This is a genomic window from Microbacterium sp. LB12, from assembly GCF_037150835.1.
In the GTDB taxonomy this organism is placed as follows: domain Bacteria; phylum Actinomycetota; class Actinomycetes; order Actinomycetales; family Microbacteriaceae; genus Microbacterium.
This window is the reverse complement of the sequence record NZ_JBBCPF010000010.1, coordinates 61335-86551: the sequence shown is the minus strand read 5'-3', so window position 1 is coordinate 86551 and position 25217 is coordinate 61335. Positions and strand designations below refer to the sequence as shown.

At 70.6% G+C, this 25217-nt stretch carries 19 protein-coding genes and 1 riboswitch; of the genes, 9 read left to right on the top strand and 10 right to left on the bottom strand.

Features of this window, described 5'->3' with window-relative positions; translation table 11 throughout:
- Window positions 1-21: 21 nt before the first annotated feature.
- From ribH to WFM69_RS16080, 5 genes are all read right to left on the bottom strand, one after another.
- Window positions 22-495, bottom strand: coding sequence for a 6,7-dimethyl-8-ribityllumazine synthase (ribH, locus tag WFM69_RS16100; protein ID WP_337006453.1), 474 nt, complete (start codon window positions 493-495; stop codon window positions 22-24).
- The gene (gene ribA, locus WFM69_RS16095) at window positions 492-1760 is read right to left on the bottom strand and encodes a GTP cyclohydrolase II (RefSeq protein WP_337006452.1); all 1269 of its coding nucleotides are present in this window, start codon (window positions 1758-1760) and stop codon (window positions 492-494) included. The genes ribH and ribA overlap by 4 nt, the downstream gene beginning before the upstream one ends.
- Window positions 1757-2386, bottom strand: a complete 630-nt coding sequence (locus WFM69_RS16090) for a riboflavin synthase (protein ID WP_337006450.1) — start codon at window positions 2384-2386, stop codon at window positions 1757-1759. Before WFM69_RS16090 ends, ribA begins: the two co-directional genes overlap by 4 nt.
- Window positions 2386-3429 (bottom strand): bifunctional diaminohydroxyphosphoribosylaminopyrimidine deaminase/5-amino-6-(5-phosphoribosylamino)uracil reductase RibD, encoded by a 1044-nt coding sequence (ribD, locus tag WFM69_RS16085; protein WP_337006448.1) that lies wholly within the window; start codon window positions 3427-3429, stop codon window positions 2386-2388. Before ribD ends, WFM69_RS16090 begins: the two co-directional genes overlap by 1 nt.
- A gap of 63 nt (window positions 3430-3492) precedes the next feature.
- Window positions 3493-3637, bottom strand: a riboswitch (FMN riboswitch).
- 79 nt (window positions 3638-3716) lie between these two features.
- A complete protein-coding gene (locus WFM69_RS16080) occupies window positions 3717-4580 on the bottom strand; it encodes an Fpg/Nei family DNA glycosylase (protein WP_337006446.1) in 864 nt (287 codons plus the stop codon).
- A gap of 268 nt (window positions 4581-4848) precedes the next feature.
- On the opposite strand from WFM69_RS16080, the gene mfd reads away from it, so the two are divergent.
- The 4 genes from mfd to WFM69_RS16060 all read left to right on the top strand — a co-directional run bounded on the left by mfd (window position 4849) and on the right by WFM69_RS16060 (window position 13617).
- A complete protein-coding gene (gene mfd / locus WFM69_RS16075) occupies window positions 4849-8424 on the top strand; it encodes a transcription-repair coupling factor (RefSeq protein WP_337006444.1) in 3576 nt (1191 codons plus the stop codon).
- A 35-nt stretch (window positions 8425-8459) separates the two neighbouring features.
- The gene (locus WFM69_RS16070) at window positions 8460-9086 is read left to right on the top strand and encodes a gamma carbonic anhydrase family protein (protein ID WP_337006442.1); all 627 of its coding nucleotides are present in this window, start codon (window positions 8460-8462) and stop codon (window positions 9084-9086) included.
- Window positions 9083-12034 carry an aminotransferase gene (locus WFM69_RS16065; protein WP_337006440.1) on the top strand — a complete coding sequence of 984 codons (2952 nt, stop codon included), beginning with the start codon at window positions 9083-9085 and terminating at the stop codon, window positions 12032-12034. Before WFM69_RS16070 ends, WFM69_RS16065 begins: the two co-directional genes overlap by 4 nt.
- 155 nt (window positions 12035-12189) lie before the next feature.
- Window positions 12190-13617, top strand: a complete 1428-nt coding sequence (locus WFM69_RS16060; protein WP_337006438.1) for an APC family permease — start codon at window positions 12190-12192, stop codon at window positions 13615-13617.
- Window positions 13618-13689: 72 nt separating this feature from the next.
- On the opposite strand, the gene gdhA is transcribed toward WFM69_RS16060, so the two are convergent.
- On the bottom strand, window positions 13690-15060 hold the full coding sequence (gene gdhA, locus WFM69_RS16055) for an NADP-specific glutamate dehydrogenase (protein ID WP_337006436.1): 1371 nt from the start codon (window positions 15058-15060) through the stop codon (window positions 13690-13692).
- A 131-nt stretch (window positions 15061-15191) separates the two neighbouring features.
- Window positions 15192-17885 carry a phosphoenolpyruvate carboxylase gene (locus WFM69_RS16050; RefSeq protein WP_337006434.1) on the bottom strand — a complete coding sequence of 898 codons (2694 nt, stop codon included), beginning with the start codon at window positions 17883-17885 and terminating at the stop codon, window positions 15192-15194.
- An 85-nt stretch (window positions 17886-17970) separates the two neighbouring features.
- Between WFM69_RS16050 and nhaA the strand changes: the two genes are divergently transcribed.
- The 4 genes from nhaA (at window position 17971) to WFM69_RS16030 (ending at window position 22024) form a co-directional block, all read left to right on the top strand.
- The gene (gene nhaA, locus WFM69_RS16045) at window positions 17971-19140 is read left to right on the top strand and encodes a Na+/H+ antiporter NhaA (protein ID WP_337006432.1); all 1170 of its coding nucleotides are present in this window, start codon (window positions 17971-17973) and stop codon (window positions 19138-19140) included.
- A gap of 99 nt (window positions 19141-19239) precedes the next feature.
- Window positions 19240-19845, top strand: coding sequence for a MazG family protein (locus WFM69_RS16040; RefSeq protein ID WP_337006509.1), 606 nt, complete (start codon window positions 19240-19242; stop codon window positions 19843-19845).
- Between the two features lie 70 nt (window positions 19846-19915).
- Entirely contained in the window at window positions 19916-21166 is a 1251-nt protein-coding gene (gene hisS / locus WFM69_RS16035) for a histidine--tRNA ligase (RefSeq protein ID WP_337006507.1), read from the top strand.
- 51 nt (window positions 21167-21217) lie between these two features.
- The gene (locus tag WFM69_RS16030; RefSeq protein WP_337006430.1) at window positions 21218-22024 is read left to right on the top strand and encodes an SGNH/GDSL hydrolase family protein; all 807 of its coding nucleotides are present in this window, start codon (window positions 21218-21220) and stop codon (window positions 22022-22024) included.
- Here WFM69_RS16030 and WFM69_RS16025 read toward each other — a convergent pair.
- The gene (locus tag WFM69_RS16025) at window positions 21993-22523 is read right to left on the bottom strand and encodes a VOC family protein (protein WP_337006428.1); all 531 of its coding nucleotides are present in this window, start codon (window positions 22521-22523) and stop codon (window positions 21993-21995) included. The genes WFM69_RS16030 and WFM69_RS16025 overlap by 32 nt on opposite strands.
- Window positions 22524-22610: 87 nt before the next feature.
- Between WFM69_RS16025 and WFM69_RS16020 the strand changes: the two genes are divergently transcribed.
- Window positions 22611-23405 carry an AraC family transcriptional regulator gene (locus WFM69_RS16020; protein WP_337006426.1) on the top strand — a complete coding sequence of 265 codons (795 nt, stop codon included), beginning with the start codon at window positions 22611-22613 and terminating at the stop codon, window positions 23403-23405.
- Between the two features lies 1 nt (window position 23406).
- Here WFM69_RS16020 and WFM69_RS16015 read toward each other — a convergent pair whose 3' ends face one another.
- Both WFM69_RS16015 and WFM69_RS16010 read right to left on the bottom strand, forming a co-directional pair.
- Window positions 23407-24636, bottom strand: a complete 1230-nt coding sequence (locus WFM69_RS16015; protein WP_337006424.1) for an APC family permease — start codon at window positions 24634-24636, stop codon at window positions 23407-23409.
- Window positions 24637-24679: 43 nt separating this feature from the next.
- Window positions 24680-25150, bottom strand: coding sequence for a PaaI family thioesterase (locus WFM69_RS16010; protein WP_337006421.1), 471 nt, complete (start codon window positions 25148-25150; stop codon window positions 24680-24682).
- Between the last annotated feature and the right edge of the window lie 67 nt (window positions 25151-25217).

Genomic DNA, 25217 nt, shown 5'->3' with positions numbered 1-25217 from the left:
CGCTAGCAAGGGCAGGCTGACCTAGCCGCGCAGCTCCCGCGTCACGAGGGCCGTGCGCAGGGCCGCGTCGGCTGCCTCAGCACCTTTGTCCTCGATCGATCCTTCGAGTCCGGCGCGGGCGAGGCCCTGCTGCTCGTCGTCGAGGGTGAGCACGCCGAACCCGACGGGCTTGCCGGCGTCGAGCGAGACGCGGGTGAGGCCGTCGGTGGTCGCTGCCGACACGTATTCGAAGTGCGGGGTGCCGCCGCGGATGATCACGCCGAGAGCGACCACGGCGTCTGCACCGCCGGCGAAAGCGGCCTGCGCGGCGATGGCCAGCTCGAAGGATCCGGGCACCCGCACCAGGCGGTGGGTCGCGTGCGCCGCATCGAGCACGCGCTCGGCGCCCGCGATGAGGCCGTTCGAGATGGTCTCGTGCCAGGTGCCGGCGATGACGACGACGTTCAGTCCGCGTCCGTCGATGCTGCCGCCCTGGGGTGCTCCTGCGCCGCTCATTTCTCGTCCTCTCCGTGGGCGAGCGCTGCTGCGAGCTCCGCTTCGCCGATGATGTGACCCATCCGGTCACGCTTGGTCTCCAGGTACTGGTGGTTGTTGGGGCCGACGCCGACGATCAGCGGCACCTGCTCGACGACGTCGAGTCCGAGCTCACGCAGCTGCGCCACCTTGTCGGTGTTGTTCGTCAGCAGACGCACCTTCGACACCCCGAGGTCGGCGAGGATGCCCGCGGCCGCCGCGTAGTCGCGCGCATCGGCGGGAAGACCGAGCGCGAGGTTGGCGTCGACCGTGTCGAGCCCCTCCTCCTGCAGGCTGTACGCGCGCAGCTTGTTGATGAGGCCGATGCCGCGGCCCTCGTGACCGCGCATGTAGATGACGACGCCGCCCTCCTTCTCGATCGCGTCGAGGGCGGAGTCGAGCTGAGGCCCGCACTCGCACTTCTGCGAGCCGAACGCCTCGCCGGTCAGGCACTCGGAGTGCACGCGCACCAGCGCCGTCTCGCCGAGTTCACCCGAGACGACCGCGATGTGGTCGGTCCCCGTGATGCGGTCCTTGTAGGCAAGGAAGCGGAACGTGCCGTGCGTCGTGGGCACCGTGGCGTCGGCGCGCAGGCTCACGCGGCGACCACGGTGCGCGCCCGGCGTCGCGCCCTCGGGGTCGATCTCGTTGAGATGCGCGATGAGCTGCTCGATCGTGATTACCGGCACACCGTCGCGGGCACCCAGCTCCATCAGGCCGGGGAGACGCATCATGCTGCCGTCCTCGGCGACGACCTCCGCGATCGCGCCGACGGGGCGGAGCCCGGCGAGCTTCATGAGCTCGACCGCGGCCTCGGTGTGACCGCTGCGCTCGCGCACGCCGCCGTCGATCGCACGCAGCGGCAGCACGTGCCCCGGTCGGATGACGCTGGTCGCCGTCGATTCCGGGTTCGCCAGCACGTTGAGGGTGTGCGCGCGGTCGTGGGCGCTGATGCCGGTCGTGACGCCTTCCGCGGCATCCACGCTCACCGTGTAGGCGGTCGAGCGGGCGTCTTCGCTGGCGGCCACCATGGGCTGAAGGTTGAGGTGGTCCGCGAGGTCGGTCGGCATCGGGGCGCAGATGAAGCCCGACGACCAGCGCACCGTCCACGCCACCCACTCCGGGGTGGCGAGTTCGGCGGACAGGACGACGTCTCCCTCGTTCTCGCGGTTCTCATCGTCGGCGACGAGGACGGGACGCCCGGCGCGCAGCGCCTCCAGGGCCTCGGGAATCGTGGAAAGGCTCATCGCGAGCCTCCTTCCGGTGCGGCGCGGAACGCGAGCAGACGCTCGACGTGACGGGCGAGGATGTCGGTCTCGAGGTTCACGCGGTCGCCGACGGCGCGGATGCCGAGGGTGGTCGCGGCGAGCGTCTCCGGGATGAGCGAGACCTCGAACCAGGGGGAGGGGTCGGCCGGGGCGCTGACGGCGCTCACGGTGAGGGAGGTGCCGTCGACCGAGATGGAGCCCTTGTCGACCACGAGCGGGGCGAGGTCGGTCGGCAGGCCGATGCGGAGCACGCTCCACTGGGCCCCCGGACGCACCTCGCGCACCTCGCCGACTCCGTCCACGTGACCCTGCACGATGTGCCCGCCGAGGCGCGCGCCCACCGGCATCGCCTTCTCGATGTTGACGCGCGTGCCCACGGTCGCCGAGCCGATGGCGGCCACGTCGAGGGTCTGCTTCATCACATCGGTGTCGAAGGTGTCGGCGGTCGACCCGACCACTGTCAGGCACACGCCGGAGACCGCGATCGATTCACCGTGCACGGCGTCCGCCGCGGCACGGGGTGCGTGCACGGTCAGCCGCCAGCCGTCGCCGGAGGGCGTGATCGCGGTGATCTCACCCATCTCCTCGATGATTCCGGTGAACATCAGCGGGCTCCTTCGGTCTGAGGGTCGGCGTCGTCGGCGGGGTGCGCGATGGCGAGCAGGTCGGGTCCCAGCGGCACCCATTCGTCGACGACGAGACGGCGGGCGTGGTCGATGGACGCGACACCGATGTCGGTCAGGGCCAGCCGGTCGCCGCCGAGCAGCACCGGGGCGATGTAGGTGAGCACCCGGTCGGCGAGTCCGGCGGCGACGAAAGCGCTCGCCAGGGTCGGGCCGCCCTCGACGAACAGGCTCTGGATGCCGCGCGCGTGGAGATCGGCCAGCACGGCATGCAGGTCGTGTGTGTCGAAGAAGAGCGGAGGGTGCGGATGCCGGTGCACGGCCGCGTCGGACGGCGTGGCCCGCGCACCGATGATGACGGGGATCGGCTGGTGCGGCAGCAGCGCGTCGCCATCGCGGGCCGTGAGTGCCGGGTCGTCGGCGAGGACGGTGCCGGTGCCGACCGCGATGGCGTCTGCCGCGGCGCGACGCCGGTGCACGTCGGCGCGGGCGGCCGGTCCCGTGATCCATTGGCTGGTGCCGTCGGCGGCCGCGGCCCGGCCATCCAGGCTCTGCGCCCACTTGACCGTGACGTGCGGGCGGCCGAGGCGCTGGGCCGTGAGCCAGCCGTCGATCAGCGTGTGCGCGGCAGCCGCCTGCTCACCTGCCTCCACGTCGACTCCCGCGGCGCGCAGTCGTTCCGCACCACCGCCCGATACGGCACCGGGATCGTCGAGGGCATAGACGACCCGGGCGACGCCCGCCTCGATCAGCGCGACCGCGCACGGGCCCGTGCGGCCGGTGTGGTTGCAGGGCTCGAGGGTGACGACCGCGGTGGCTCCACGCGCGGCGCCGGGGGCGAGCTTCGACAGCGCGTCGACCTCGGCGTGCGGGGGGCCGGGACCGTGGTGCCATCCCTCGGCGAGGATCGCTCCTTCAGGGGAGAGGATGACGGCGCCGACCTGCGGGTTCGCGCCGCGCGGCCCGCGCGTGGCGAGCTCGAGAGCGCGCGCCATCGCGCTGCGCTCTGCCACGTTCACTGCCATCCGTCGTCCTCCTCTGAGGCTGCGGGGTCAGACAGGGATGGCCGAACGGACGCACGGATGCGCCTCGTGCTGCCTCCCTTCCGGACTAGCGAGGTCTCCCTCGCATCACCGTCGGTCCCGGAATTCCACCGGATCGGCATCCCGATCTCTCGAGACGCTCGCGGACTGTCACCGCCGGTTCGGATTCTCACCGACCCCGGAGCACGTTGTTGCTCTGAGTGTACTCAACGCGTCTGTGCGCATTTCATTCCACGACATGGACCGACGCATGCGCCGAGGCGCCGCCGTCACTTGAGCAGTCGCGAGAGCCGCCGGTCGGCGAGCACCTTGCCACCCGTCTGACAGGTGGGGCAGTACTCCAGGGAGCGGTCGGCGAAGAACACGCTGCGGACCCTATCGCCGCACACGGGACAGGCTTCGCCGCGGCGGGCATGTACCTGCATCCCACGGCGTTTCGCGTCTTTGAGATCGGCGGGTGGCTTGCCGGATGCTTCTGCGACGGCCTCGGTCAGCGTCTCGCGCATCGCCTCGAACAGTCGGTCGATCTCGGCGTCGTCGAGCTTCCCGGCGATCGCGTACGGGGACATGCGTGCGGCGTGCAGGATCTCGTCGGAGTAGGCGTTGCCGATCCCGGCGATCACGCCCTGGTCGCGCAGCAGACCCTTGATCTGCATGCGCCGATCCGTGAGCAGCGCGGCGAAGGCGTCGCGCGTGAACGCGGGATCGAGCGGGTCGGGGCCGAGCCTGGCGATGCCGGGCACCTCCTGCGGGTCGCGCACGACGTAGACGGCGAGCGACTTCTTGGTGCCCGCCTCGGTGAGATCGAAGCCGCTGCCGTCGTCGAGGGCCACGCGGAGGGCGATCGGCGACTTCCCCGGACGGATGAGCGTCGTCGGAAGAGTCTCGTACCAGCGCAGCCACCCGGCCTTGGCGAGGTGGAACACCAGGTGCAGCTCGTCGCCGCAGGAGAGCACGATGAATTTGCCCAGACGTGCGGCCTCGGTGATCGTCGCGTCGTGCAGCGCCGTGATCGGCGGGTCGTAGGTCTTCAGGGCGGCGATGGCTCCCACGCTCGTGCGCGTGATGGTGCGCCCGACGACGCGTCCGTCGAGAAAGGTGGTCAGGCCCTGGACTTCCGGCATCTCCGGCATGTGCTCATCCTGGCATCGCCCTCCGACACTGTCACCCACCCCGCCCCTCCCTCCCCCTCTCTCCCCTTCTCTTCGCCGAACCACCCCTTTCTCTGCGAGCCACCCCTTCGCGAACCGTCAGAGAGGGGTGGCTCGCACGGAAAGGGGCCGCTCGGCGACGGCGACGGCGACGGCGACGGCGACGGCGCGGGAGGGGAGGAAGGGGAGGGGAGGGGAGAGAGGGAACAGGGGCGGGGCGAGTGTCGGTGGGCGCGACTAGTCTTGTCCGGTGACTGTTCCGGGGATTCTGCGCGCCTTGGAAGAGGCGTCTCTGTACCGTGACGCCCTCAGCTGGGCGCATACCGATGCCGACCTCGGACTGGTCGACGGGCTCGACGCACCCGCCCTCGCCGGCCTGCTCGAGAAGCGCGCCGCCGCGGGGCACCCGGCCGCGCTGCTCGCCGTCGTGCCGACCGGACGCCGCGCCGAGAGCCTGGCGCTCGCGATGCACGCCTACCTCCCCGACGCCGAGATCCTCACGTTCCCCGCATGGGAGACACTCCCGCACGAGCGGCTCAGCCCGAGCCCCGACACGGTGGGTCAGCGTCTGCAGACTCTGCGACGCATCGCGGACTGGTCGGGCGACCACCCGCTCGTGGTCGTGGCATCGGTGCGCGCCGCGCTGCAGCCGATCGCCGGCAATCTCGGTGAGATCGCCCCGCTCGACCTCGCCGTCGGCGGCAGGGGGAACGAGCTCGACCGTGTCGTGGAGCAGTTGGTCGAGCGCGCCTACTCCCGCGTGGACATGGTGTCGCGTCGCGGCGAGTTCGCCGTGCGCGGCGGCATCCTCGACGTGTTCCCGCCGACGTCGGAGCACCCCTACCGCGTCGAGTTCTTCGGCGACGAGATCGACCAGATCCGGGCGTTCTCTGTTGCGGATCAGCGCTCCCTCCCCGGCGACGTCGCGGGGATCGATCTCCCGCCCACGCGCGAACTGCTGCTCACGGCCGACGTCCGCGATCGTGCCCGCGCCCTGGTCGGCGGTTTCCCGGCGATCGCAGGCATGCTCGAGAAGATGGCCGAGGGCATCCCGGTCGAGGGCATGGAGTCGCTGCTGCCCGCGGTGTCCGGTCCGCTGAAGTCGCTCGCCGAGTACCTGCCCGCCGGGAGCGCGACCGCGGTCATCGACCCCGAGCGTTCCAGTGCGCGCGCCATCACCCTCGGCGACACGAACCGCGAGTTCCTGGACGCCGCATGGAGTGCCGCCACCTCCGGGGCCTCCGCCCCCATCGACCTGGGTGCCGGAGACTTCCTCACGATCGCGGAGCTGCGCGACGTGGTGCGCGGTCGCGGTGGTGTGTGGTGGCGCCTCAGCCCGTTCGGTGCCGGCCTCGGCGAGGGCGATGCGGATGCCGCGAACCTCGGCGCCGCCGTCATCCCGTCCTTCCACGGCAACGTCGACGGGGCGATCTCGTTCGTCGAGGCGAAGGTGACCGACGGCTGGCGTGTGGTCGTGATCGCCGCCGGCAGCGGCCTGGTCGACCGGGCTCGTGACGTGCTCGCCGACCGTGGTCTCGCCGCCCGTGTCGTCGAGTCGCTGGCCGATGCGCCGGAGGGCGGCGTCGCGACACTCGTGACCGGATCCGTCGAGGCCGGCTTCCAGGTGGCCGAGGCCAAGCTCGCCGTCCTCACCGACAACGAGTTCTACGGCCGCACGATCGGGGGCGACCAGCGCGTCGTCAAGAAGCTCGCCTCCCGTCGCAAGAACGTGGTCGACCCGCTGCAGCTCAAACAGGGGGACTACGTGGTGCACGCGACGCACGGCATCGGCCGTTTCGTCGAGATGGTGCAGCGCGAGGTGTCCACGGGTGGGCGCAATGCCACCAAGTCGGTGCGCGACTACCTGGTGCTGGAGTACGCGCCGTCCAAGCGCGGGTACCCCGGCGACAAGCTGTTCGTGCCGACGGATCAGCTCGACGCGCTCTCGAAGTACGTCGGCGGGGAGGCCCCGACGCTGTCGAAGATGGGCGGCAGCGACTGGTCGCAGGCGAAGGGCAAGGCCCGCAAGGCGGTGCGCGACATCGCCGTCGAGCTCGTGAAGCTGTATTCCGCCCGGATGAGCGCGAAGGGCCACGCGTTCGGCCCCGACACACCCTGGCAGCGCGAGCTGGAGGAGGCGTTCCCGTTCGCGGAGACGCAGGATCAGCTGCAGACGATCGATGAGATCAAGGCCGACATGGAGCGGCCCATCCCGATGGATCGACTGCTCTCGGGCGACGTCGGCTTCGGCAAGACCGAGGTCGCCGTGCGCGCCGCGTTCAAGGCCATCCAGGACGGCAAGCAGGTGGCCATGCTGGTGCCGACCACACTGCTCGTGAAGCAGCACCTCGAGACGTTCACCGAGCGGTTCGCCGGCTTCCCGGTCAAGGTGCGACCGCTGTCGCGCTTCCAGACCGACAAGGAGGCGCGGCTCACGCTGCAGGGCCTGCTGGAGGGGTCGGTCGACATGGTGATCGGCACCCACCGCATCCTCACCGACCAGGTGATGTTCAAGGATCTCGGCCTGATGATCATCGATGAGGAGCAGCGCTTCGGCGTCGAGCACAAGGACGCGCTGAAGAAGATGAAGACCAACGTCGACATCCTCGCGATGAGCGCCACCCCGATCCCGCGCACATTGGAGATGGCGGTGACCGGCATCCGGGAGATGTCGACGCTGGCGACTCCGCCCGAGGACCGCCATCCGATCCTGTCGTTCGTCGGTCCGCGCAGCGACAAGCAGATCGCCGCGGCCATCCGGCGCGAGATCCTGCGCGAAGGCCAGGTGTTCTTCGTGCACAACCGTGTGCAGTCGATCCAGCGCGTCGCCGCCGAGCTCGCCGAGCTCGTGCCCGAGGCGCGGATCGCGGTCGCGCACGGGCAGATGGGCGAGCACCAACTGGAGCAGGTCGTCGACGACTTCTGGGAGCGCAAGTTCGACGTGCTCGTCTCGACCACGATCATCGAGACCGGTCTCGACATCGCTAACGCGAACACGATCATCATCGACCGCGCCGACAAGTACGGGCTCAGCCAGCTGCACCAGCTGCGCGGGCGTGTCGGACGAGGGCGCGAGCGTGCCTACGCGTACTTCCTCTACGACGAGATGAAGCCGCTCTCGGAGACCGCCGCCGATCGCCTGCAGACGATCGCGGTCAACAACGACCTGGGCTCCGGCATGCAGGTGGCGCTGAAGGACCTCGAGCTCCGCGGGGCGGGCAACCTCCTCGGCGGCGAGCAGGCAGGCCACATCGCCGGTGTGGGCTTCGACCTTTACCTGCGCATGATCGGCGAGGCCGTGGCGACGTTCCGCGGCGACGAGGTGGAGACCGGGCAGGAGCTGCGCCTGGAGCTGCCGTTGGATGCGCGCATTCCCGAGCACTACATCGACAGCGAGCGGCTGCGCCTGGAGGCGTACCAGAAGCTGTCGGCGGCGTCCGCGGCGACCGCGAAGGATGACGCGATCGACCTGGTGATCGAGGAGCTCGTCGACCGCTACGGCACACCGCCGGAAGACGTCGAGGGACTGGTGGCCGTGTCGCGGCTGCGTCGTCGCGCCGCCCGCGCGGGGCTGACGGATGTGGTCGTGATGGGGTCGAACCTGCGCATCGCACCGGCGCGGTTGGAGGACTCGATCAAGGTGCGGCTGCAGCGGCTGTACCCCAAGGCGAAGCTGGTGGCCGGGGGCGAGGCGCTGGTCGTGCCGATGCCCACCGTGCCCGCCGCGGTCGGCGTGGGGCTCGAGCCGCTGCCCGACACGCAGCTGCTCGCGTGGGTCGAGCAGCTGTTCACGGCGATCTTCCCGGAGCCCGTCGCCGCCGAGTAGCGCGCGGCGACGGCGGTCGGCACTAGTCTGGCCGCATGTTGTACGAGCACCTCGGGGCTCGGCCCCGGATCCATGACACTGCCGTCGTCGCTCCCACCGCCGTGATCTCCGGCGACGTGGAGGTGGGGCCGAACTGCCAGGTGCTCCACGGCGCCGTGATCACCGCGGAGGGTGGGGCGATCACGCTCGGCGAGCATGTGATCGTGATGGAGAACGCGCTGATCAGGGCGACCGCCGCCAACGCGGTGCACATCGGCGCGCACACGCTGGTCGGCACGTTGTCGAGCATCGCCGGGGCGACCGTGGGGGAGGAGACGTTCCTCGCCTCAGGGTCGCGTGTGTTCAACGGGGCGTTGATCGGGTCGCGCTGCGAGGTGCGCGTGAATGCCATCGTGCTGCGCCGTGCCGTGCTCCCCGAGGGCACGGTCGTGCCGATCGGCTGGGTGGCGGTCGGCGATCCGGTGCAGCTGTTCTCGCCCGACCGGGAGGAGGAGATCGCGGCGGCGCAGCCCGACCTCGACTTCCCCGGCCATGTGTTCGGTGTCGACAGGGACACCCCCGATCTGATGGTGCAGTTGACCGAGCGCTACGGCACCTCGCTGGCGCGGCACGCGCACGATGTGCCCCTCGACGGCGACGCCGGCACGGCGGGTCGGCGGTGAGCGTCGGCACAGGCTTGGTGCGACCCGATGTCACCACGGCGGATGCCGTGCTGATCGCGCGGGAGCACTACGGCGTCGATGCGGAGGCGATGGAGCTCGGAAGCAACCAGGACCGCAACTTCGTGCTGATCGAGCCCGACGGTGCCCGCAGCGTGCTGCGTGTGGACAATCCGGTGTTCGGCGACGGCGCGCGCGATGCCCAGCATCAGGCGATCGAGGCGTATCGGGCGGCCGGAGTCGCCGTCCCCGCCGTCCTGCCCGGACTCGACGGCGCACTGACGCAACGGTGGCGCGGGCTGGCGGTGCGACGGAGTGAGTTCGCCGATGGCGCGTCGCTGGTGGACGCCGGCTACCTCGCACCGGTCGTGCTCGCCGAGTTCGGGGCGCTCGCGGCGGCATCCGTCAACGCGCTCGCCGGGCTGGACCATCCGGGGCTCGATCGCGCGCAGATGTGGGACCTGCGCGTGGCCCACGAGCAGATCCTCGCCCTGGCGCCGTCGATCGCCGACTCCGCGCTGCGCTCCCGGGTGCGCAGGTCGGCGGACGAGGCAGCGGCAGCGCTCGCGGTGGTCGCGCCCGGCCTGCCCGTGCAGCCGATCCACGGCGACCTCACCGACGACAACGTGATCGGGCGGTTCGGCGCGGACGCGCGACTGCACCCGCAGGTCGTGATCGACCTCGGCGACATCGGTCTCGGCTGGCGGGTGGCCGAGCTGGCCGTGTGCGTCTCGTCGATGCTCCACCATGAGCCGGAGCGTCCGCTGCGCGCCCTCGACACGGTCGCCGCCTTCCACGCCGACGCTCCGCTGAGCCGCGACGAGGCGCTCGCCGTCTGGCCGCTCGTCGTGCTGCGGGCGGGGCTGCTGATCGCGAGCGGGTGGCGCCAGCTCGAGATCGACGGCGACAACGACTACGCGGCCGAACGCATCGCGGGGGAGCAGGCCATCTTCGATGCGGCCACCGCCGTGCCGCTCGTCGAGGTCACCGAGCACGTGCAGGCCCGGCTCGGATTCGCCCGCGTCGCACCGCCAGCGGCCGAGGCGCTCGATGCCGAGACCTCGGCGCTGAGGACCCTGCTGCCGGACCTCGGTGGCGCGGTCGTCGTGGTCGACCCCGGCGTGGAGGCCGAGGGACTGGATTCCGGACGCTGGTCGGCCCCGGACGCCGAGGAGCGGCTCGTCGCCGACGCCCATGCCGGCGGCGCCCGAGCGGCCGTGGTGCCCTACGGGGTGTTCCGGCTCACGCGCACGGTCGTCGACACCGCCGACGCCGCCGCCACCTGGCCGGTCGAGACCGAGATCCACGTCGCGCCAGGGCCGTCGTCGCGCCTGACCGCTCCGGTCTCGGGGGAGCTGCGCCTGACCGACGGCGGCGTGCGGATCGTCCGCGGCGACGGGTGGGACATCGAGGTCCGCGGCAGCGACATCGAACCGACCCGTGCCGGCACGGTGGCGCAGGGCGAGAGCATCGGTCGGCTCGCGGCGTCGTTCGACATCCGCTCTCTCGTCGTCGGAGTGCGCCGGTCGGAGGCCCCTCCTGCACCGACCGCCCCCGCCTCCGCGCGCCTCGTCGCCCCGGAGCGGGTCGCGGCGTGGCGGCGCCTCACAGCCGATCCCGCCCCGCTGCTCGGACTCGTCTCGCACGCCCAGCGCGATGAGGCGGAGGACGAGCTCCGACGGCGCGAGCGCATCTTCGCCGAGGCGCAGGAGCGCTACTACGAGCATCCGCCGCAGATCGAGCGCGGGTGGCGGCACCACCTCATCGACACGACCGGTCGCAGCTACATCGACATGGTGAACAACGTCGCGGGCCTCGGTCACGGGCATCCGAAGATCGCCGCCGCGGCGAATCGGCAGCTCAAGACGCTCGGCACGAACTCCCGGTTCCTCTTCCGCGACCTCGCCGAATACAGCGAACGGCTGATCGCGCTGATGCCCCTGGGCAGCGGTCTCGACACCGTGCTGCTCGTCAACAGCGGCTCCGAGGCGGTCGATCTCGCGATCCGGCTCGCTCAGGCCGCCACAGGGCGACGCACGGTGGTCGCGCTGAGAGAGGCGTATCACGGGTGGACCATGGCGAGCGATGCCGTCACGACCAGTGCGTACGACAACCCGGATGCCCTGGCCACCCGGCCCGACTGGGTGCATGTGGCCGACGTGCCGAACCCGTTCCGCGGCACGCACCGCGGCGCGGACTCGGCGGCGCGGTACCTGTCGGATCTCGCAGACGACCTCGACCGCCTCGACAGCGAGGGGCGGGAGGTCGCGGCATTCGTGTGCGAGTCGGTGCTCGGCAACGCCGGTGGGGTGCTCCTCCCGGACGGCTACCTCGCCGGGGCCTACGAACGCGTGCGGGCGCGCGGGGGACTCTGCATCGCCGATGAGGTGCAGGTCGGCTTCGGCCGCATGGGCTCCACTTTCTGGGGGTTCGAGCAGTCCGGCGTGATTCCCGACATCGTCACGATCGCCAAGCCGATGGGCAACGGGTTTCCGATCGGCGGCGTGATCACGACCAAGCGGATCGCCGATGCACTGAGCCGGGAAGGGCAGTTCTTCTCCTCGGCAGGAGGTAGCACGCTCAGTTGCCGGATCGGTCTCGCGGTGCTCGACGCGATGGTCGAGGACGACCTGCAGCGCAACGCGCAGGAGGTCGGCGCCCGTCTGGCGGCGGGGCTGCGCGCGCTCGCCGATCGGCATCCGCTCGTCGGCCCCGTGCACGGCGAGGGGCTCTACCTCGGTGTCGAGCTCGTCCGCGATAGGGAGACGATGGAGCCCGCTGCCGCCGAGGCCGCCGCGATCTGCGAGCGGATGCGGGAGCTGGGCGTGATCGTGCTCACGACATCGGAGCGCTCGAACGTGCTGAAGATCAAGCCTCCGCTGTGTCTGTCGGTCGAGAGTGCCGATCATGTGATCGCGATGCTGGATCGGGTGCTCTCCGAAGGGTGGTGATCGCCGGTCGCTTCGAATCCCGTGCGCTTTTCGTTTGTTAAATGCGTATTTCGTTCCGGATTCGCCGTAGCGCTGAGGAATCCCTCCGGTCCATACTGATGCACAGCGTCGGACAACTGGGGTCCGACCCATGCGCTGTACCCCGAGGAGTACACATGGCCACGAAGACCAAACCCCTCGCCCACGGTGGAGGAACGCTCAAGCGGAACCTCGGCCTGTGGGCGATCGTCGGACTCGGACTGGGGTACATGACCCCGACGGTCGTCTTCGACACGTTCGGCATGGTCGCCCGCGACACGGACAACGTCGTCCCTGCCGCCTACCTCGTCGCGCTGGTCGTGATGGTGTTCACGGCGATCAGCTACGGCAAGATCTCCGGGGCGATCCCGAGTGCCGGTTCCGCCTACACGTACGTGCGCGAGTCGATCCACCCCAACCTCGGCTTCATGGTCGGGTGGACCTCGCTGATCGACTACGTGCTGCTGCCGATGGTGAACTGCCTCATCATCCGCAGCTACCTCGAGGCGCTGTTCCCCGAGATCCCGGGGTGGATCTGGGTGGTGCTGTACTGCATCCTCGTCACGAGCATCATCTACCTGACGATGCGCGGCACCTCGAACATGAACATGATCCTGCTGGTGTTCTCGATCGTCGTGATGGCGGTGTTCGTCGTGATGGTGATCGCGCAGCTGATGCGCGGCGAGGGTGCCGGGACGGTCGCCTCGCTGACGCCGATCTTCCACGATGGCGCGACGATGGGCGCGGTGCTGATGGGCGCCACGATCGTCTGCTTCTCGTTCATCGGGTTCGACGCGGTCACGATGTACGCGGAGGAGGCCAAGGACCCGAAGATCATGCCGAAGGCCATCCTGCTGACGGTGCTGCTCGGCGGCGCGATCTTCCTGATCAGCGGCTACCTGACGCAGCTGCGCTTCCCGGACTGGAACGAGTTCGCACCGGGCGGCGACATGCAGTTCGTCGAGGACTCGACCCTCCCGATCATCGGCAACCTGGTCGGCGGCCCCGTGCTCATGGCCGTGCTGACGGCCGCCGGGTTCTGTGCGACGCTCGCCTCGGGCCTGGCGTCGCACGCCTCGGTGTCGCGCATGCTGCTGGTGATGGGTCGCAACAACGTGCTGCCGCAGAAGGCGTTCGGTTACATCAACCCGCGCACGCACACGCCCACGTTCAACATCGTGCTGGTGGGGGCCATCTCGCTGCTGGCGATCCCGTTCACGCTCGAGCTGATCGCCGCCTGGATCAACTTCGGTGCGCTGATCGCCTTCACGTTCGTCAACATCTCGGTGATCGCCTGGTTCGCGATCCGCAAGGGGCGTCGCAAGACGCCGGGCGACATCTTCAACTTCATCGTGATGCCGGGAATCGGCATGGTCCTCACCGGCCTGCTGTGGGCGAACCTGCACGAGGATGCGCTGCGCGGGGGACTGGTGTGGACGGCGATCGGTGTCGTCTATCTCGCCATCATCACGAAGGGCTTCCGCAAGAAGGTCGTCGCGTTCGACGAGAACCAGGCCGTGACCGGCTACAACAAGGTCGTCAAGGTGCCCGTCGACGAGAGCTGACGGCACCCGCACACGAGAAGAGCCGCCCCCCGGGAAAGGGAGGCGGCGCTTCTCTGTGCGATCAGTGTGCGATCAGATGACGCCCTGGGCGAGCATCGCCGCGGCGACCCGCTCGAATCCGGCGATGTTGGCACCGGCGACGTAGTCGCCCGCGACACCATGACGCTCGGCGGCGTCGAAGGCGGCATCGTGGATGTCGGCCATGATCTCGCGCAGCTTGTTCTCGCTGTCGGCGAAGGTCCAGCGCTGACGCGAGGCGTTCTGGCTCATCTCGAGCGCGGAGGTCGCGACACCGCCGGCGTTCGCGGCCTTGCCCGGTGCGAACAGCACACCCGCCTTCTGGAACGCCTCGACGGCCTCGGGGACACACGGCATGTTGGCGCCCTCCGACACGGCGCGTACGCCGTTGGCGATCAGCGCTTCCGCGTCGGCCAGGCCGACCTCGTTCTGCGTCGCAGACGGCACGGCGATGTCGACCGGCACCTCCCACACGCTGCCGCCCTCGACGAAGCGGGCGCTCGGACGGCGGTTCGCGTACTCGACGATGCGGGCGCGCTCGACCTCCTTGAGCTGACGCAGCAGGTCGACGTCGATGCCGGCGTCGTCGACGACGTAGCCGGAGGAGTCGGAGGCGGTCACCGCGGTCGCGCCGAGCTGGGTGGCCTTCTGGATCGCGTAGATCGCGACGTTGCCGGAGCCCGAGATGCCGACGCGCTTGCCGGCGAGGGAGTCGTTGTGCACGGCGAGCATCTCCTGCGCGAAGAACACCGCGCCGTAGCCGGTGGCTTCGGTGCGCACCTCGGCGCCGCCCCAGCCCGTGCCCTTGCCGGTGAACATGCCTGACTCGTGGCGGTTGGTGACCTTGCGGTACTGCCCGAAGAGGTAGCCGATCTCGCGGCCGCCGACGCCGATGTCGCCCGCCGGGACGTCGGTGTGCTCGCCGAGGTGGCGGTACAGCTCGTTCATGAACGACTGGCAGAAGCGCATGACCTCGGCATCCGACTTGCCGTGCGGATCGAAGTCCGACCCGCCCTTGCCGCCGCCGATGCCCTGACCGGTGAGCGCGTTCTTGAAGATCTGCTCGAAGCCGAGGAACTTGATGATCGACAGGTTCACCGAGGGGTGGAAGCGCAGTCCGCCCTTGTACGGGCCGAGCACCGAGGAGAACTGGATGCGGTAGCCGCGGTTGACCTGGAGCTTGCCGTTGTCGTCGATCCACGGCACGCGGAACAGGATCTGCCGCTCGGGCTCGACGAGCCGCTCGAGGATGCCGCCGTCGACGTACTCCGGGTGCTGCTCCAGGACCGGTGCGATCGAGTGCAGCACTTCGTGGACGGCCTGGTGGAACTCCGGTTCGTGCGGGCTGCGAGCGAGCACCGTGTCGAACACGGGCTGGACGGAGTCGGCGAGCGGATGGAAGTCGGCGGAAGTCGTAGCGGTCACGCGTGAGCTTTCTGATGGGGGATGGTGGTGCAGGCGATCGTGTCGCGTGAAAGCAGTGCCGGATCGGGCGGAGTTTTCACTCTAGCGGGCACGACAGGGAGGACTTCCCGCGCCCCGGAGGGCGCTACGGGTCATCCGGTGTTCTGCAGGCCGGCGGCGACACCGCTGACCGAGAGGAGGAGCAGACGCTGCTGTTCGGCGTCCGCTCCGGAGCCGGAGGGCTCCTCGACCGCCGACCGCAGTGCCCGCAGCGCCCGCAGCTGCAGGAGCGACAGGGCGTCGACGTAGGGGCTGCGCAGCTGCACGGCACGCTGCAGCACCGGCTTGTTCTCGAGCAGGCCCTCGCCGCCGGTGAGGCGGATCACCCAGCGCCGCGTGATCGCGAGCTCGTCGAGAACGAGCTGCGCCAGATCGTCGCGGTCGCCGAGGGCGAGGTACTGCCGGGCGATGCGCTCGTCGGTCTTGGCGAGGCTCATCGCGACGTTGTCGATCATGGTGCGCAGCAGTGGCCACTCCCGGTACGCCTCCACGAGCAGTGCCTCGTCGCCGACGGCATCCAGAGCCGTGCCGAGGCCGAACCAGCCGGCGAGGTTGATGCGCGCCTGGGTCCAGGCGAACACCCACGGGATGGCGCGGAGGTCTTCGAGCGATTCGACCGACAGTCCGCGGCGGGCGGGGCGCGAGCCGAGCGCGAGCAGCCCGATCTCCTCGAGCGGGGTGACCGTCGCGAACCAGGGCGCGAAGCCGTCGGCCTTGACGAGGGAGAAGAAGCGCTCGCGCGAGGCGGCGTCCATGACCCGGGCGACGTCGGCGTAGCGCTCCGCCGCGCGACTCGTGCGCTCCTCCTCGGTGGGGGAGGAGGCGAGCAGGGTCGCCGCGGCGACCTGGTCGATGTGCCGCATCGCGATGGCGGGTTCGCCGTAGCGGGCGAAGATGACCTCGCCCTGCTCGGTGAGCTTGAACCGTCCGTCGACCGAGTGCGGTGGCTGCGCGAGGATGGCGGAATTCGCGGGTCCTCCGCCGCGTCCGAGCGCGCCGCCACGGCCGTGGAACAGCGTCAGCTCGATGCCGGACTCCTGCGCCCAGCGCGCGATCTTCTCCTGCGCCTCGTACAGGGCGAGGTTCGCCGCGACGGGACCGACGTCCTTAGACGAGTCGGAGTAGCCGAGCATCACCTCGAGCCGGTTGCCGGTCGCGGCCATGCGCTCGCGGTACTCCGGGAAGGCCACGGCCTCGGCGAGGATGCCTGGGGCCGCCTGGAGGTCGGCGAACGTCTCGAACAGCGGGACGACATCGAGCACCGGCACGTCGTCGCCGAGGGCGTACCGGGCGAGGCGGTGCACGCTCGCGAGGTCGGACGCCGACTGCGTGAAGGAGACGACGTAGCGGCCCGCTGCGCGCTCCCCGCGGTCGCGCTGGATGTCGGCGATCACACGGAACAGCTCCAGCACTTCCTCGGTCTGCGCACTGAGCGCCTCGCCGGCGTCGAGCTCGGCCAGCGCCTTCGCGTGCACCTGGGAGTGCTGGCGCACCTCGAGTTCGGTGAGGTGGAAGCCGTAGGTCTCGACCTGCCAGATGAGATGCTGCACGCCGCCGAACGCGTGGCGCTTCGCACCGGCGGCGACGAGCGACGACTGCACCGCGCGCAGGTCGGCGAGCAGCTCCTCCGGGCGGGAGTAGGCCTGCGCGCCGTCGCCGTGCCGCGTGGCGGCGACTCGTCGTGCCAGCACGAGCAGCACGCGACGGTGCGGCTCGTCGGGGGAGCGGGTGGCGAGTTCGGCGGCGAGTTTCGGCTCGGCGGTGGCGAAGGCGTCCCACAGTGCGAGCACGTCGGCGCTCGGCGGGGTGTCGTCCGCCGCGAGGGTCAGGGTGCGCCCGATGCGCTCCAGGGCGCGCTCCAGTCCGCGCAGCACATGGTCGGCCGCGATCTGCGAGGCCTCGCGCGTGACGGATGCCGTCACGAACGGGTTGCCGTCGCGGTCACCGCCCACCCACGAGCCGATGCGCACGAACGCGGGCACGACGGGCGCGCTGGCCCCGGACTCCTCGCCGCGGAGGGCGTCGTCGATGCGGCGGTAGACGTGCGGGACGGTCGTGAAGAGCGTCTCGTCGAACACACCCATCACGGTGCGCACCTCATCCGTCGGCGACGGCTTCTGCGCGCGCAGCGGTGCCGTGCGCCACAGGGTGTCGATCTCCTCCAGCATGCGGCGGCGGGCGCGCAGCTCCTCCGCGCCGCCCGCGCTCGCCGCGTCGTGCTGCGTGAGCAGTTCGGACAGGCGGCGGATGCTCGACGACACGGCGCGGCGGCGGGCCTCGGTGGGGTGCGCCGTGAAGACGGGGTGGAAGCGGAGGCCGTCCAGACGGCGGCGGGCCTCGGCGTCGCCGACCTCGGTGCGCAGTCGTGCGTACGCGGTGGCGACCGTGTCGGCGGCGTCCTCGCGACCCGGCTGACCGGCACGCTCGCGCAGCACGCGCACGCGCTGGTGCTCCTCGGCGAGGTTCACGAGGTGGAAGTAGCAGGTGAACGCGCGGGCGACCTCATCGGCACGCGCGATCGTGAACGACTCGGCGATCGCGGCGGCGCGTTCGAACGCGTCAGGCGTCTCCTGGTCGTAGGCCTGGATCGTGGCGAGGCGCAGGCGTTCGACGTCTTCGAAGAGTCCGTCGCCACCCGCCTCGCGCAGGACCTGGCCGAGCAGCTGGCCCAGCATCCGGACGTCGGTGCGCATGGCATCGGGGATGCCCTGGCCGGCTTCGAAGCGGCCGATCACGCGGATGGCCTCGGTGTTCGTGGGCTCGGAGAAGGAGTGTGCGGGGGTCACTGTTCGAGAGTAACCCCCGTGTGCGGGGTGTCCTGCACGCATGACGCCCCGCACCGGCGGTGACCGGCGACCTACGATGGAGACGATGCGCATCTCAGCGAACCCCCTCCGCGGACAGCAGTTCCCCGCCGTTCTCCTGCTGATGGCCGCGGGACTCGGCCTGCTCCTCTCGAACCTGCCCTCGCACGATGCGCTCGCCGCGTTCCTCGACTTCCACATCGCGGTGCCCGGCACCGATCTGGATCTCTCGATCGCCCACTGGGTGTCCGACGGCCTTCTCGCGGTCTTCTTCCTCGTGGTCGCGGTCGAGCTGCGACACGAGCTGACTCACGGCGAGCTCGATTCGCCGCGCAAGGCGGTGCAACCGGCGATCGCCGCGACCGGCGGTGTGCTGGTCCCCATCGCGGTGTATCTCCTGATCGCCGGGGGAGATGCATCCACGGCCTCGGGCTGGCCCATCCCGACCGCAACCGACATCGCCTTCGCGCTGGGCGTGCTGGCCATGTTCGGCAAGGGTCTGCCGTCGCGGGTGCGGGTGTTCCTGCTCGCCCTGGCGATCCTGGACGACATCATCGGCATCGTCTTCATCGCCGTGCTCTTCGCCGACGACGTGCAGTGGCTGCAGCTCGGCCTCGCGGTCGTCGGCGTCGCGGTGTTCTGGGCGCTGAGCCGGTTGCTGCACGCCAAGGGGCATCCCCTGATCGCGGTGTCGATGATCGTGGTCGGCATCGTGACCTGGGGTCTGGTGGCGTCGTCCGGCATCCACGCCACGATCGCCGGCGTCATGCTGGGACTCGTCATGTCCCCGGTGCCCGCGGCGCGCACCCGCCATGCGCTCGAGCCGACCGTGAACGGCATCATCCTCCCCGTCTTCGCGTTCGTGGCGGCGTTCGTGGTGATCCCCGCGGTGTCGCTCACCGAGCTGTCTCCGGCGTTCTGGGCCATCGTGGTGGCGCTGCCGGTCGGCAAGATCATCGGCATCTCGCTGTTCGGATGGCTCGCGATGCGCATCCGTCCGAAGGGGGCGGAGCCGGCGCTGCCGTTCGCCGACATCTTCGCGGCCGGCGCGCTCGGCGGCATCGGCTTCACGGTGTCGCTGCTGCTGGCGAACCTGGCGTTCGCGTCGGACGGCGGTATCCGCGACCAGGCCATCCTCGGTGTGCTGGTGGGCTCGCTCATCGCCCTCGTGCTGTCGGCGCTGATCGTGTCGCTACGGGCGCGCTGGTACCGTCGGGTCGCATCCGCCTCGTCGTGATCCCACATCTCCCGTCCTGACACCGAAGGAGCCCGCGTGAGCACTCACCCCGAGTCCGCCGCCGGTGCGGACGATGCGCTCCGCACCGCCGCCGAGACCATGCGCGCGGTCCGCGAACGCTGTGTGTGGTCGCAACGCATCACCCACCGCGACCTCGTGCCGTACCTGATCGAGGAGTCGCACGAGGTGATCGACGCCGTCGAGACCGGCACGCGCGACGACCTGCGCGAGGAGCTGGGCGACCTGCTCTGGCAGGTGCTGTTCCACGCGGCGATCGCGGCGCAGGATCCGGACGACCCGTTCGACATCGATGACGTGGCGAGGACCTTGACGGAGAAGATGGTGCGACGGCACCCGCACGTGTTCGCGGGCGAGGTCGCCGAGACGCCGGAACAGGTGCTCGTGCACTGGAACGCGGCGAAGGCCGCGGAGAAGCGCACGCGGCGCAGTGTGCTCGACGGCGTGCCCCGCGGGATGCCGGCGCTCGCGCTCGCACAGAAGATCGCGGGGCGTGCGGCCGGAGCGGGTGTCGCGATCGACGAGGCGCCGGCCACGGCCGTTCCCGCGTCCGAGACAGAGCTCGGCGACGCGCTCCTCGCCCTGGTGGCGACCGCGCGGGCGAACGGCTGGGACGCGGAGCGCGCGCTCCGCGAGCGGCTGCGCGTGCTGGAGGACGACGTGCGCGCCGCCGAATCCGCCTCCTGACGCTCCGGCACGGCGACATCGGCAGACCTGGGAAGATGGAACCGTGGCTACCGTGAACCCGCCGCGCGGCATGCGCGACATCCTCCCCGCCGACAAGGCCCGCCGTGAGCGCGTGCTCTCCATCATCCGCGACCGCTACCGCGCGCACGGATTCGACGAGATCGAGACGCCCGTCGTCGAGGACTACTCCTACCTGCATGCCGGGATCGGTGGCGACAACGAGAAGCTCTCGTACAACATCCTGCGCCGCGGCCTCGATGCCGACGCGATCCGGGCAGGTGCCGATGACCCCGCCGCGCTGTCCGACCTCGGTCTGCGCTACGACCTGACCGTGCCCCTCGCCCGCTTCTATGCGAGCAACCGCGGCCAGCTGCCCACCGTGTTCCGCTCGATCCAGATCGGACCGGTCTGGCGTGCCGAGCGTCCGCAGAAGGGGCGCTACCGCCAGTTCGTGCAGTGCGACATCGACATCATGGGCGACGACTCAGCCCGCGCGGAGGCAGAGCTCATGGTCGCCTCGCTCGACGCGGTCGACGCGCTGGGTCTCGAGGGTGCGACCGTGCGCATCAACGACCGCCGCGTGCTGGAGTGGATGCTCGACAGTTTCGGCTTCACCGCGGAGGAGCGCCCCGGCGTGCTCATCACGATCGACAAGCTCGACAAGATCGGGGCGGAGGGTGTGGCTGCGGAACTGCGTGAGCGCAGTGCATCCACCGCTGCCGCCGACGCGTTCGATGCGTTCCTGCGTCGCCCCCAGACGATGGAGTACCACCCCTTCGGCGAGCGGCAGATCCGCAAGGCGCTTCCGGAAGGCGCTCCGGCCGAGCTGGTCGCGCACCTCGTGGGTATCGGCGAGGCCGTCGCCGCGGGGCGAGGTCAGTCCGACATCCCGCTGGTCTTCGACCCGTTCCTCGTGCGCGGCATGGGCTACTACACGGGCACGATCTTCGAGCTCGCGCACCCCTCCGTCGGCTACTCGCTCGGCGGCGGCGGACGGTACGACGGCATGATCGGCCGTTTCCTCGGCCAGCAGGTTCCGGCGGTGGGCTTCTCGCTCGGGTTCGAGCGACTCGTCGACCTGGTCTCCGACGCGGAGGATGCCGCCGCCGCGGCGGTCGTGCTCATCCACGATGCCGACGTGTCGATCGCGGAGCTCGTCACGCACAAGGCGGCGCTGATCGCGGGCGGCGCGCGGGTGCGGCTGGAGCGCCGCACCAAGAACCTCAAGGCGCTGCTCGAGCGCTCTGCGGCCGACGGCTACACCGCCTTCGCGACCGTGTCCGCGGGAACGGCGACGCTGGAGCTCAAGCCCCTGTCCTGAGCTGTCTCCTCTGTTCACGGCGTGTTCATGGTGACGCGGTGGAATCAGAACGTGAGTCGCATCCGTGTGCTGGTCGCCCTCGGGGTGTCCGTCGCGCTCTTGGCCGCCGGCTTCCGCCTCGCCCTCACCCGGCAGGCGGCCCTCGCCCGTCGACGGATCGGTAAGCCGCTCGGCGAGGAGTCCCTCGACGCGGATCGCGTCTGGCGGCGGGCGCTCGACGGCGAGCCGATCGATCTGGTGCTGGTCGGGGATTCGCTCGCGGCGGGACTCGGGGCGGAGCACCGCAAGGAGACGCTGGGTGGACGGCTGGCGAAGTCGATGGCGCGGCGGATGCATCGGCCGGTGCGGTTGCGCACCGTGGCCGTCGTCGGCTCGGAGTCGCCCGATCTCCCGGCGCAGCTCGACGCCCTGGATCCCGACTACCGTCCGCAGGTGGCGGTCATCGTCGTCGGCGGCAACGACGTGACCCACCGCCTCCCCATCGCCCTGTCGGCGCAGCACCTGCACGAGGCGATCCGTCGTCTGCGCGCAGCGGGTGCTGAGGTGGTCGTCGGCACCTGCCCCGATCTGGGTGCGCTGCGCGCCGTGCCTCAGCCGCTCCGTCGCATCGCTTCGAGCCTGTCGCGGCGCCTCGCCGAGATCCAGGAGGAGACGGCGAGGCAGGCGGGCGCCGAGCCGGTCGATCTGCGTCGGGCCGTCGGACCGATGTTCTTCGACGAGCCGGAGGCGATGTTCAGCCTCGACCGGTTCCACCCCAGCGCGTTGGGCTACCGCCGCACGGCGGAGGCGCTGCTGCCTGCCGTGTGCCGTGCGGCGGAGAGGGCCCTCAGCTCGCGGCGTCTTCCGGAGCCGCGCTGAACGACGCCGCCCATTCGGCCACGCGGCGGCTGCTCTCCTCCTCGGAGATGTCCTCGACGCGCGTCATCACCGACCAGCGCACGCCGAACGGGTCGCGGATGCTCGCGAAGCGGTCGCCCGACACGAAGGGTGCGGGGGCTTCGCGCACGGTCGCTCCGGCCTCGACGGCTCTGGCCACGACGGTGTCGACGTCGGACACGTACAACCCCATCGAGTAGCAGTCGTCCTCGCCGTGCGGCGCAGGCACCAGGTGGTAGTCGGGGCTGGGCTCGCCGAGCTGGAGGAGCCCGAGTCCGAAGTCGAGGTCGGCGTGGGCGACGACGCCGCCGAACTCCGTGACGTCGACCACGCGTGCGCCGAACACGTCGCGGTAGAACTCGATGGCGCTCTTCGCATCGGGGATCGCTAGGAAGGGGGTGAGGGAGGTCGCGCTGTGGGGTCGTCCGTCGGTGGTGTGCTCTCCGGTCGCGCCGGTCGTGGGGGTGATGTCTTCGCTCATGCCGTCAGGTTAGGTCGGGCCGCATGCCGGGGGCTTGAAGATCCGCGACAACCTCGCGGCGTCGGTGGCGGAGCCTACGCTGGGCGCATGGTGAACCCGACCCGCGGCGTGCTCTACCCCGCACGGCTGCCGCAGTTCCATCGACTGCCCGCGCCGACGGCGGTGGCGGAGCTGGTCGCGTGGTTCTGGATCCCGGAGTGGGACATCGAGCCCGGCCGTTCGTCGCGCCAGGAGATCGTGGCCTACCCGGCGCTCAACCTCGTCGTCGATGCCCAGGGCGTCGTGCTGTCGGGGGCGACGACGCGCGTCTCGCAGCGTGACCTGCGCGGGCGCGGGTGGGCGGTGGGCGCCCTGCTGCGTCCTGCCGCGGTGGCCGCCCTGATCGACGATCCGGTCGTGCTGGTCGACGGGGAACGCGCACTCGATGCCTCCGCGCCGCAGTTCGCCGCGCTGCACCGGACCGTGGTCGCGGCGATGGCCGCGGGAGAGGGGCGGCGCGAGCGGGCGGTGCAGAGCTTCTCCCGCTGGCTCGCCGCGCGGGTCGGCACGGTGGAGGAACCGGCGCGCCAGGCCAACGCGCTGATGGATGTGCTCATGGGGGAGCACGCCGCGCTCACTCCCGAGGAGGCCGCCACGCGCCTGGCGGTGTCGGTGCGGACCCTGCAGCGGATGACGCACCGCCACGTGGGCCTGTCTCCGGCCGCGATGATCCGCAGACGGCGGTTGCAGGAGGCGGCACAGCGCGTGCGTGAGCAGCCGGACGTCGAGCTGGCGTCGATCGCGGCCGAGCTCGGGTACGCGGATCATGCGCACCTCACGCGCGACTTCCGCGCCGTGCTCGGGATCGCGCCTCGCACGTATCGGTCCCAGGCGAACGGCTGAGTCAGGCCCGTGCGAGGCGGAGTCGCAGCAGCCGATACCCGATTCCGAGGAGCACCACGCCGCCGCCGATCAGCGAAGCGAGCACCGGAAGCGTGTTCACCAGCAGCAGGCAGCCGAGCGCGCCGAGCACCTGCAGCGCGCGCGGGTAGCGGCGGGCCGGGCCGCTCTGGCGGAAGGCCGCCGCGTTGGCGATCAGGTAGTACAGCAGCACGCCGAACGACGAGAAGCCGATCGCGTCGCGCAGGTCGGCGACGAGCACGATCCCGATGACGATCACGGCGATCGCGATCTCGGCGCGCTGAGGGACGTGGTGGCGCTCGTCGACCTTCGCGAACATGCGCGGCAGGTCGCCTTCGCGGGCCATGGCGAGGGTCGTGCGTCCGATGCCGGTGAGCAGGGCGAGCAGCGCGCCGAGCGAGGCGGCCGCGGCGGCGATCCGCACGATCGGGGCCAGACCCGGTGCACCCGCGGCGATGAGCAGGTCGGCCAGCGGCGCGGTGGAGTCGGTCGCGCCGGCCCCCAGCACGAGGATCACCGCGAGCCCCACGAGCAGGTACACGAGCACGGCACCGCCGAGGGCGAGGACGATGGCGCGGGGGATGGTCCGTGCCGGATCGATCACCTCCTCGCCCATCGTCGCGATGCGGGCGTAGCCGGCGAAGGCGAAGAACAGCAGCCCGGCGCCCTGCAGCACGCCGTACACCGTGGCGTCGGGCAGCGGCGGGGGCGAGGCGCTCGGAGCGGCACCGAAGCCGAATCCCACCGCGACCGCGAGTCCGAGCAGCGAGCACGCCACGAGGATGCGGGTGAGCAGGGCGGTGCGGGTCACGCCGAAGCAGTTCACGATGCCGAGCGCCGCGACGGCGGCCACGGCGATGGGCAGCTCCCAGCCGGACGGGGCGGCGTAGGCGGCGAAGGTCATGGCCATCGCGGCGCAGCTGGCGATCTTCCCGATCACGAAGCTCCACCCGGCGACGAAGCCCCACCACGGTCCGATCTCCGCTCGGGCGTAGGCGTACGTGCCACCGGAGACCGGGTGGGCCGCCGCGAGCTGCGCCGAGGCGGTGGCATTGCAGAACGCGACGACGGCGGCGACCGCGAGGGCGATGAGGATGCCGCTGCCGGCGACGCCGATCGCGGGCGCCCACACGGCGAAGACGCCAGCGCCGATCATGGAGCCGAGACCGATCGCGACGGCGTCTGCGAGGCTCAGACGGCGGGCGAGGGGCATCCCGTCATCGTGGCACGCAGCGGTGAACGGCGGGTGACGCAGGTCACGAGCGCGCGGCGGTGACCCGCTTCTTCTCGCGGATGTACACCTCGCGGCGCACCTTGGCGACGACGTCGCCGTCACGATCGGTGATCACGGTCTCGAACCACTCGAGCACCTTCGCGCCACCGCGCGCCCGCTCCCGGATCTCCTCGGCCTTCTCCTTCGAGACCTCGAACTCCGCCGTCAGCAGGCCGCGGCCGGGCTTGAGGAACTCGATCTCGCCGCGCGTGTCCCAGACCACGTGGTCCTTGCCGAGCTGGTGCATGACCAGCATGAAGAAGTAGGGATCGGTCATGGCCGACATCGATCCGCCGAATGCTGTCTTGACGTAGTTGCGGGTGAAGACGTTCACATGCAGCTCGACGGTGGCGTGCGTCCAGTCCTCACTGAACCGGCGTACACGGATGCCGCTGAACAGGTTGGGGATCCACAGGCTCATGCCGATGGCGAGGCGGCGGGGAGTGATGCGCATGAGGTCAGTGTGGACGAGGTCGGCGGACGTGCAAAGACGTCTGGAGGGTTGTCACAGTTGTTATAGT

Excerpts from the sequence above, each read along its gene's own strand:
- ribH (WP_337006453.1), bottom strand. The coding sequence starts at position 495 with ATGAGCGGCGCAGGAGCACCCCAGGGCGGCAGCATCGACGGACGCGGA.
- ribA (WP_337006452.1), bottom strand. The coding sequence starts at position 1,760 with ATGAGCCTTTCCACGATTCCCGAGGCCCTGGAGGCGCTGCGCGCCGGG.
- WFM69_RS16090 (WP_337006450.1), bottom strand. The coding sequence starts at position 2,386 with ATGTTCACCGGAATCATCGAGGAGATGGGTGAGATCACCGCGATCACG.
- ribD (WP_337006448.1), bottom strand. The coding sequence starts at position 3,429 with ATGGCAGTGAACGTGGCAGAGCGCAGCGCGATGGCGCGCGCTCTCGAG.
- WFM69_RS16080 (WP_337006446.1), bottom strand. The coding sequence starts at position 4,580 with ATGCCGGAGATGCCGGAAGTCCAGGGCCTGACCACCTTTCTCGACGGA.
- WFM69_RS16070 (WP_337006442.1), top strand. The coding sequence starts at position 8,460 with ATGTTGTACGAGCACCTCGGGGCTCGGCCCCGGATCCATGACACTGCC.
- WFM69_RS16060 (WP_337006438.1), top strand. The coding sequence starts at position 12,190 with ATGGCCACGAAGACCAAACCCCTCGCCCACGGTGGAGGAACGCTCAAG.
- nhaA (WP_337006432.1), top strand. The coding sequence starts at position 17,971 with ATGCGCATCTCAGCGAACCCCCTCCGCGGACAGCAGTTCCCCGCCGTT.
- WFM69_RS16040 (WP_337006509.1), top strand. The coding sequence starts at position 19,240 with ATGCGCGCGGTCCGCGAACGCTGTGTGTGGTCGCAACGCATCACCCAC.
- hisS (WP_337006507.1), top strand. The coding sequence starts at position 19,916 with ATGCGCGACATCCTCCCCGCCGACAAGGCCCGCCGTGAGCGCGTGCTC.
- WFM69_RS16025 (WP_337006428.1), bottom strand. The coding sequence starts at position 22,523 with ATGAGCGAAGACATCACCCCCACGACCGGCGCGACCGGAGAGCACACC.
- WFM69_RS16020 (WP_337006426.1), top strand. The coding sequence starts at position 22,611 with ATGGTGAACCCGACCCGCGGCGTGCTCTACCCCGCACGGCTGCCGCAG.
- WFM69_RS16015 (WP_337006424.1), bottom strand. The coding sequence starts at position 24,636 with ATGCCCCTCGCCCGCCGTCTGAGCCTCGCAGACGCCGTCGCGATCGGT.
- WFM69_RS16010 (WP_337006421.1), bottom strand. The coding sequence starts at position 25,150 with ATGCGCATCACTCCCCGCCGCCTCGCCATCGGCATGAGCCTGTGGATC.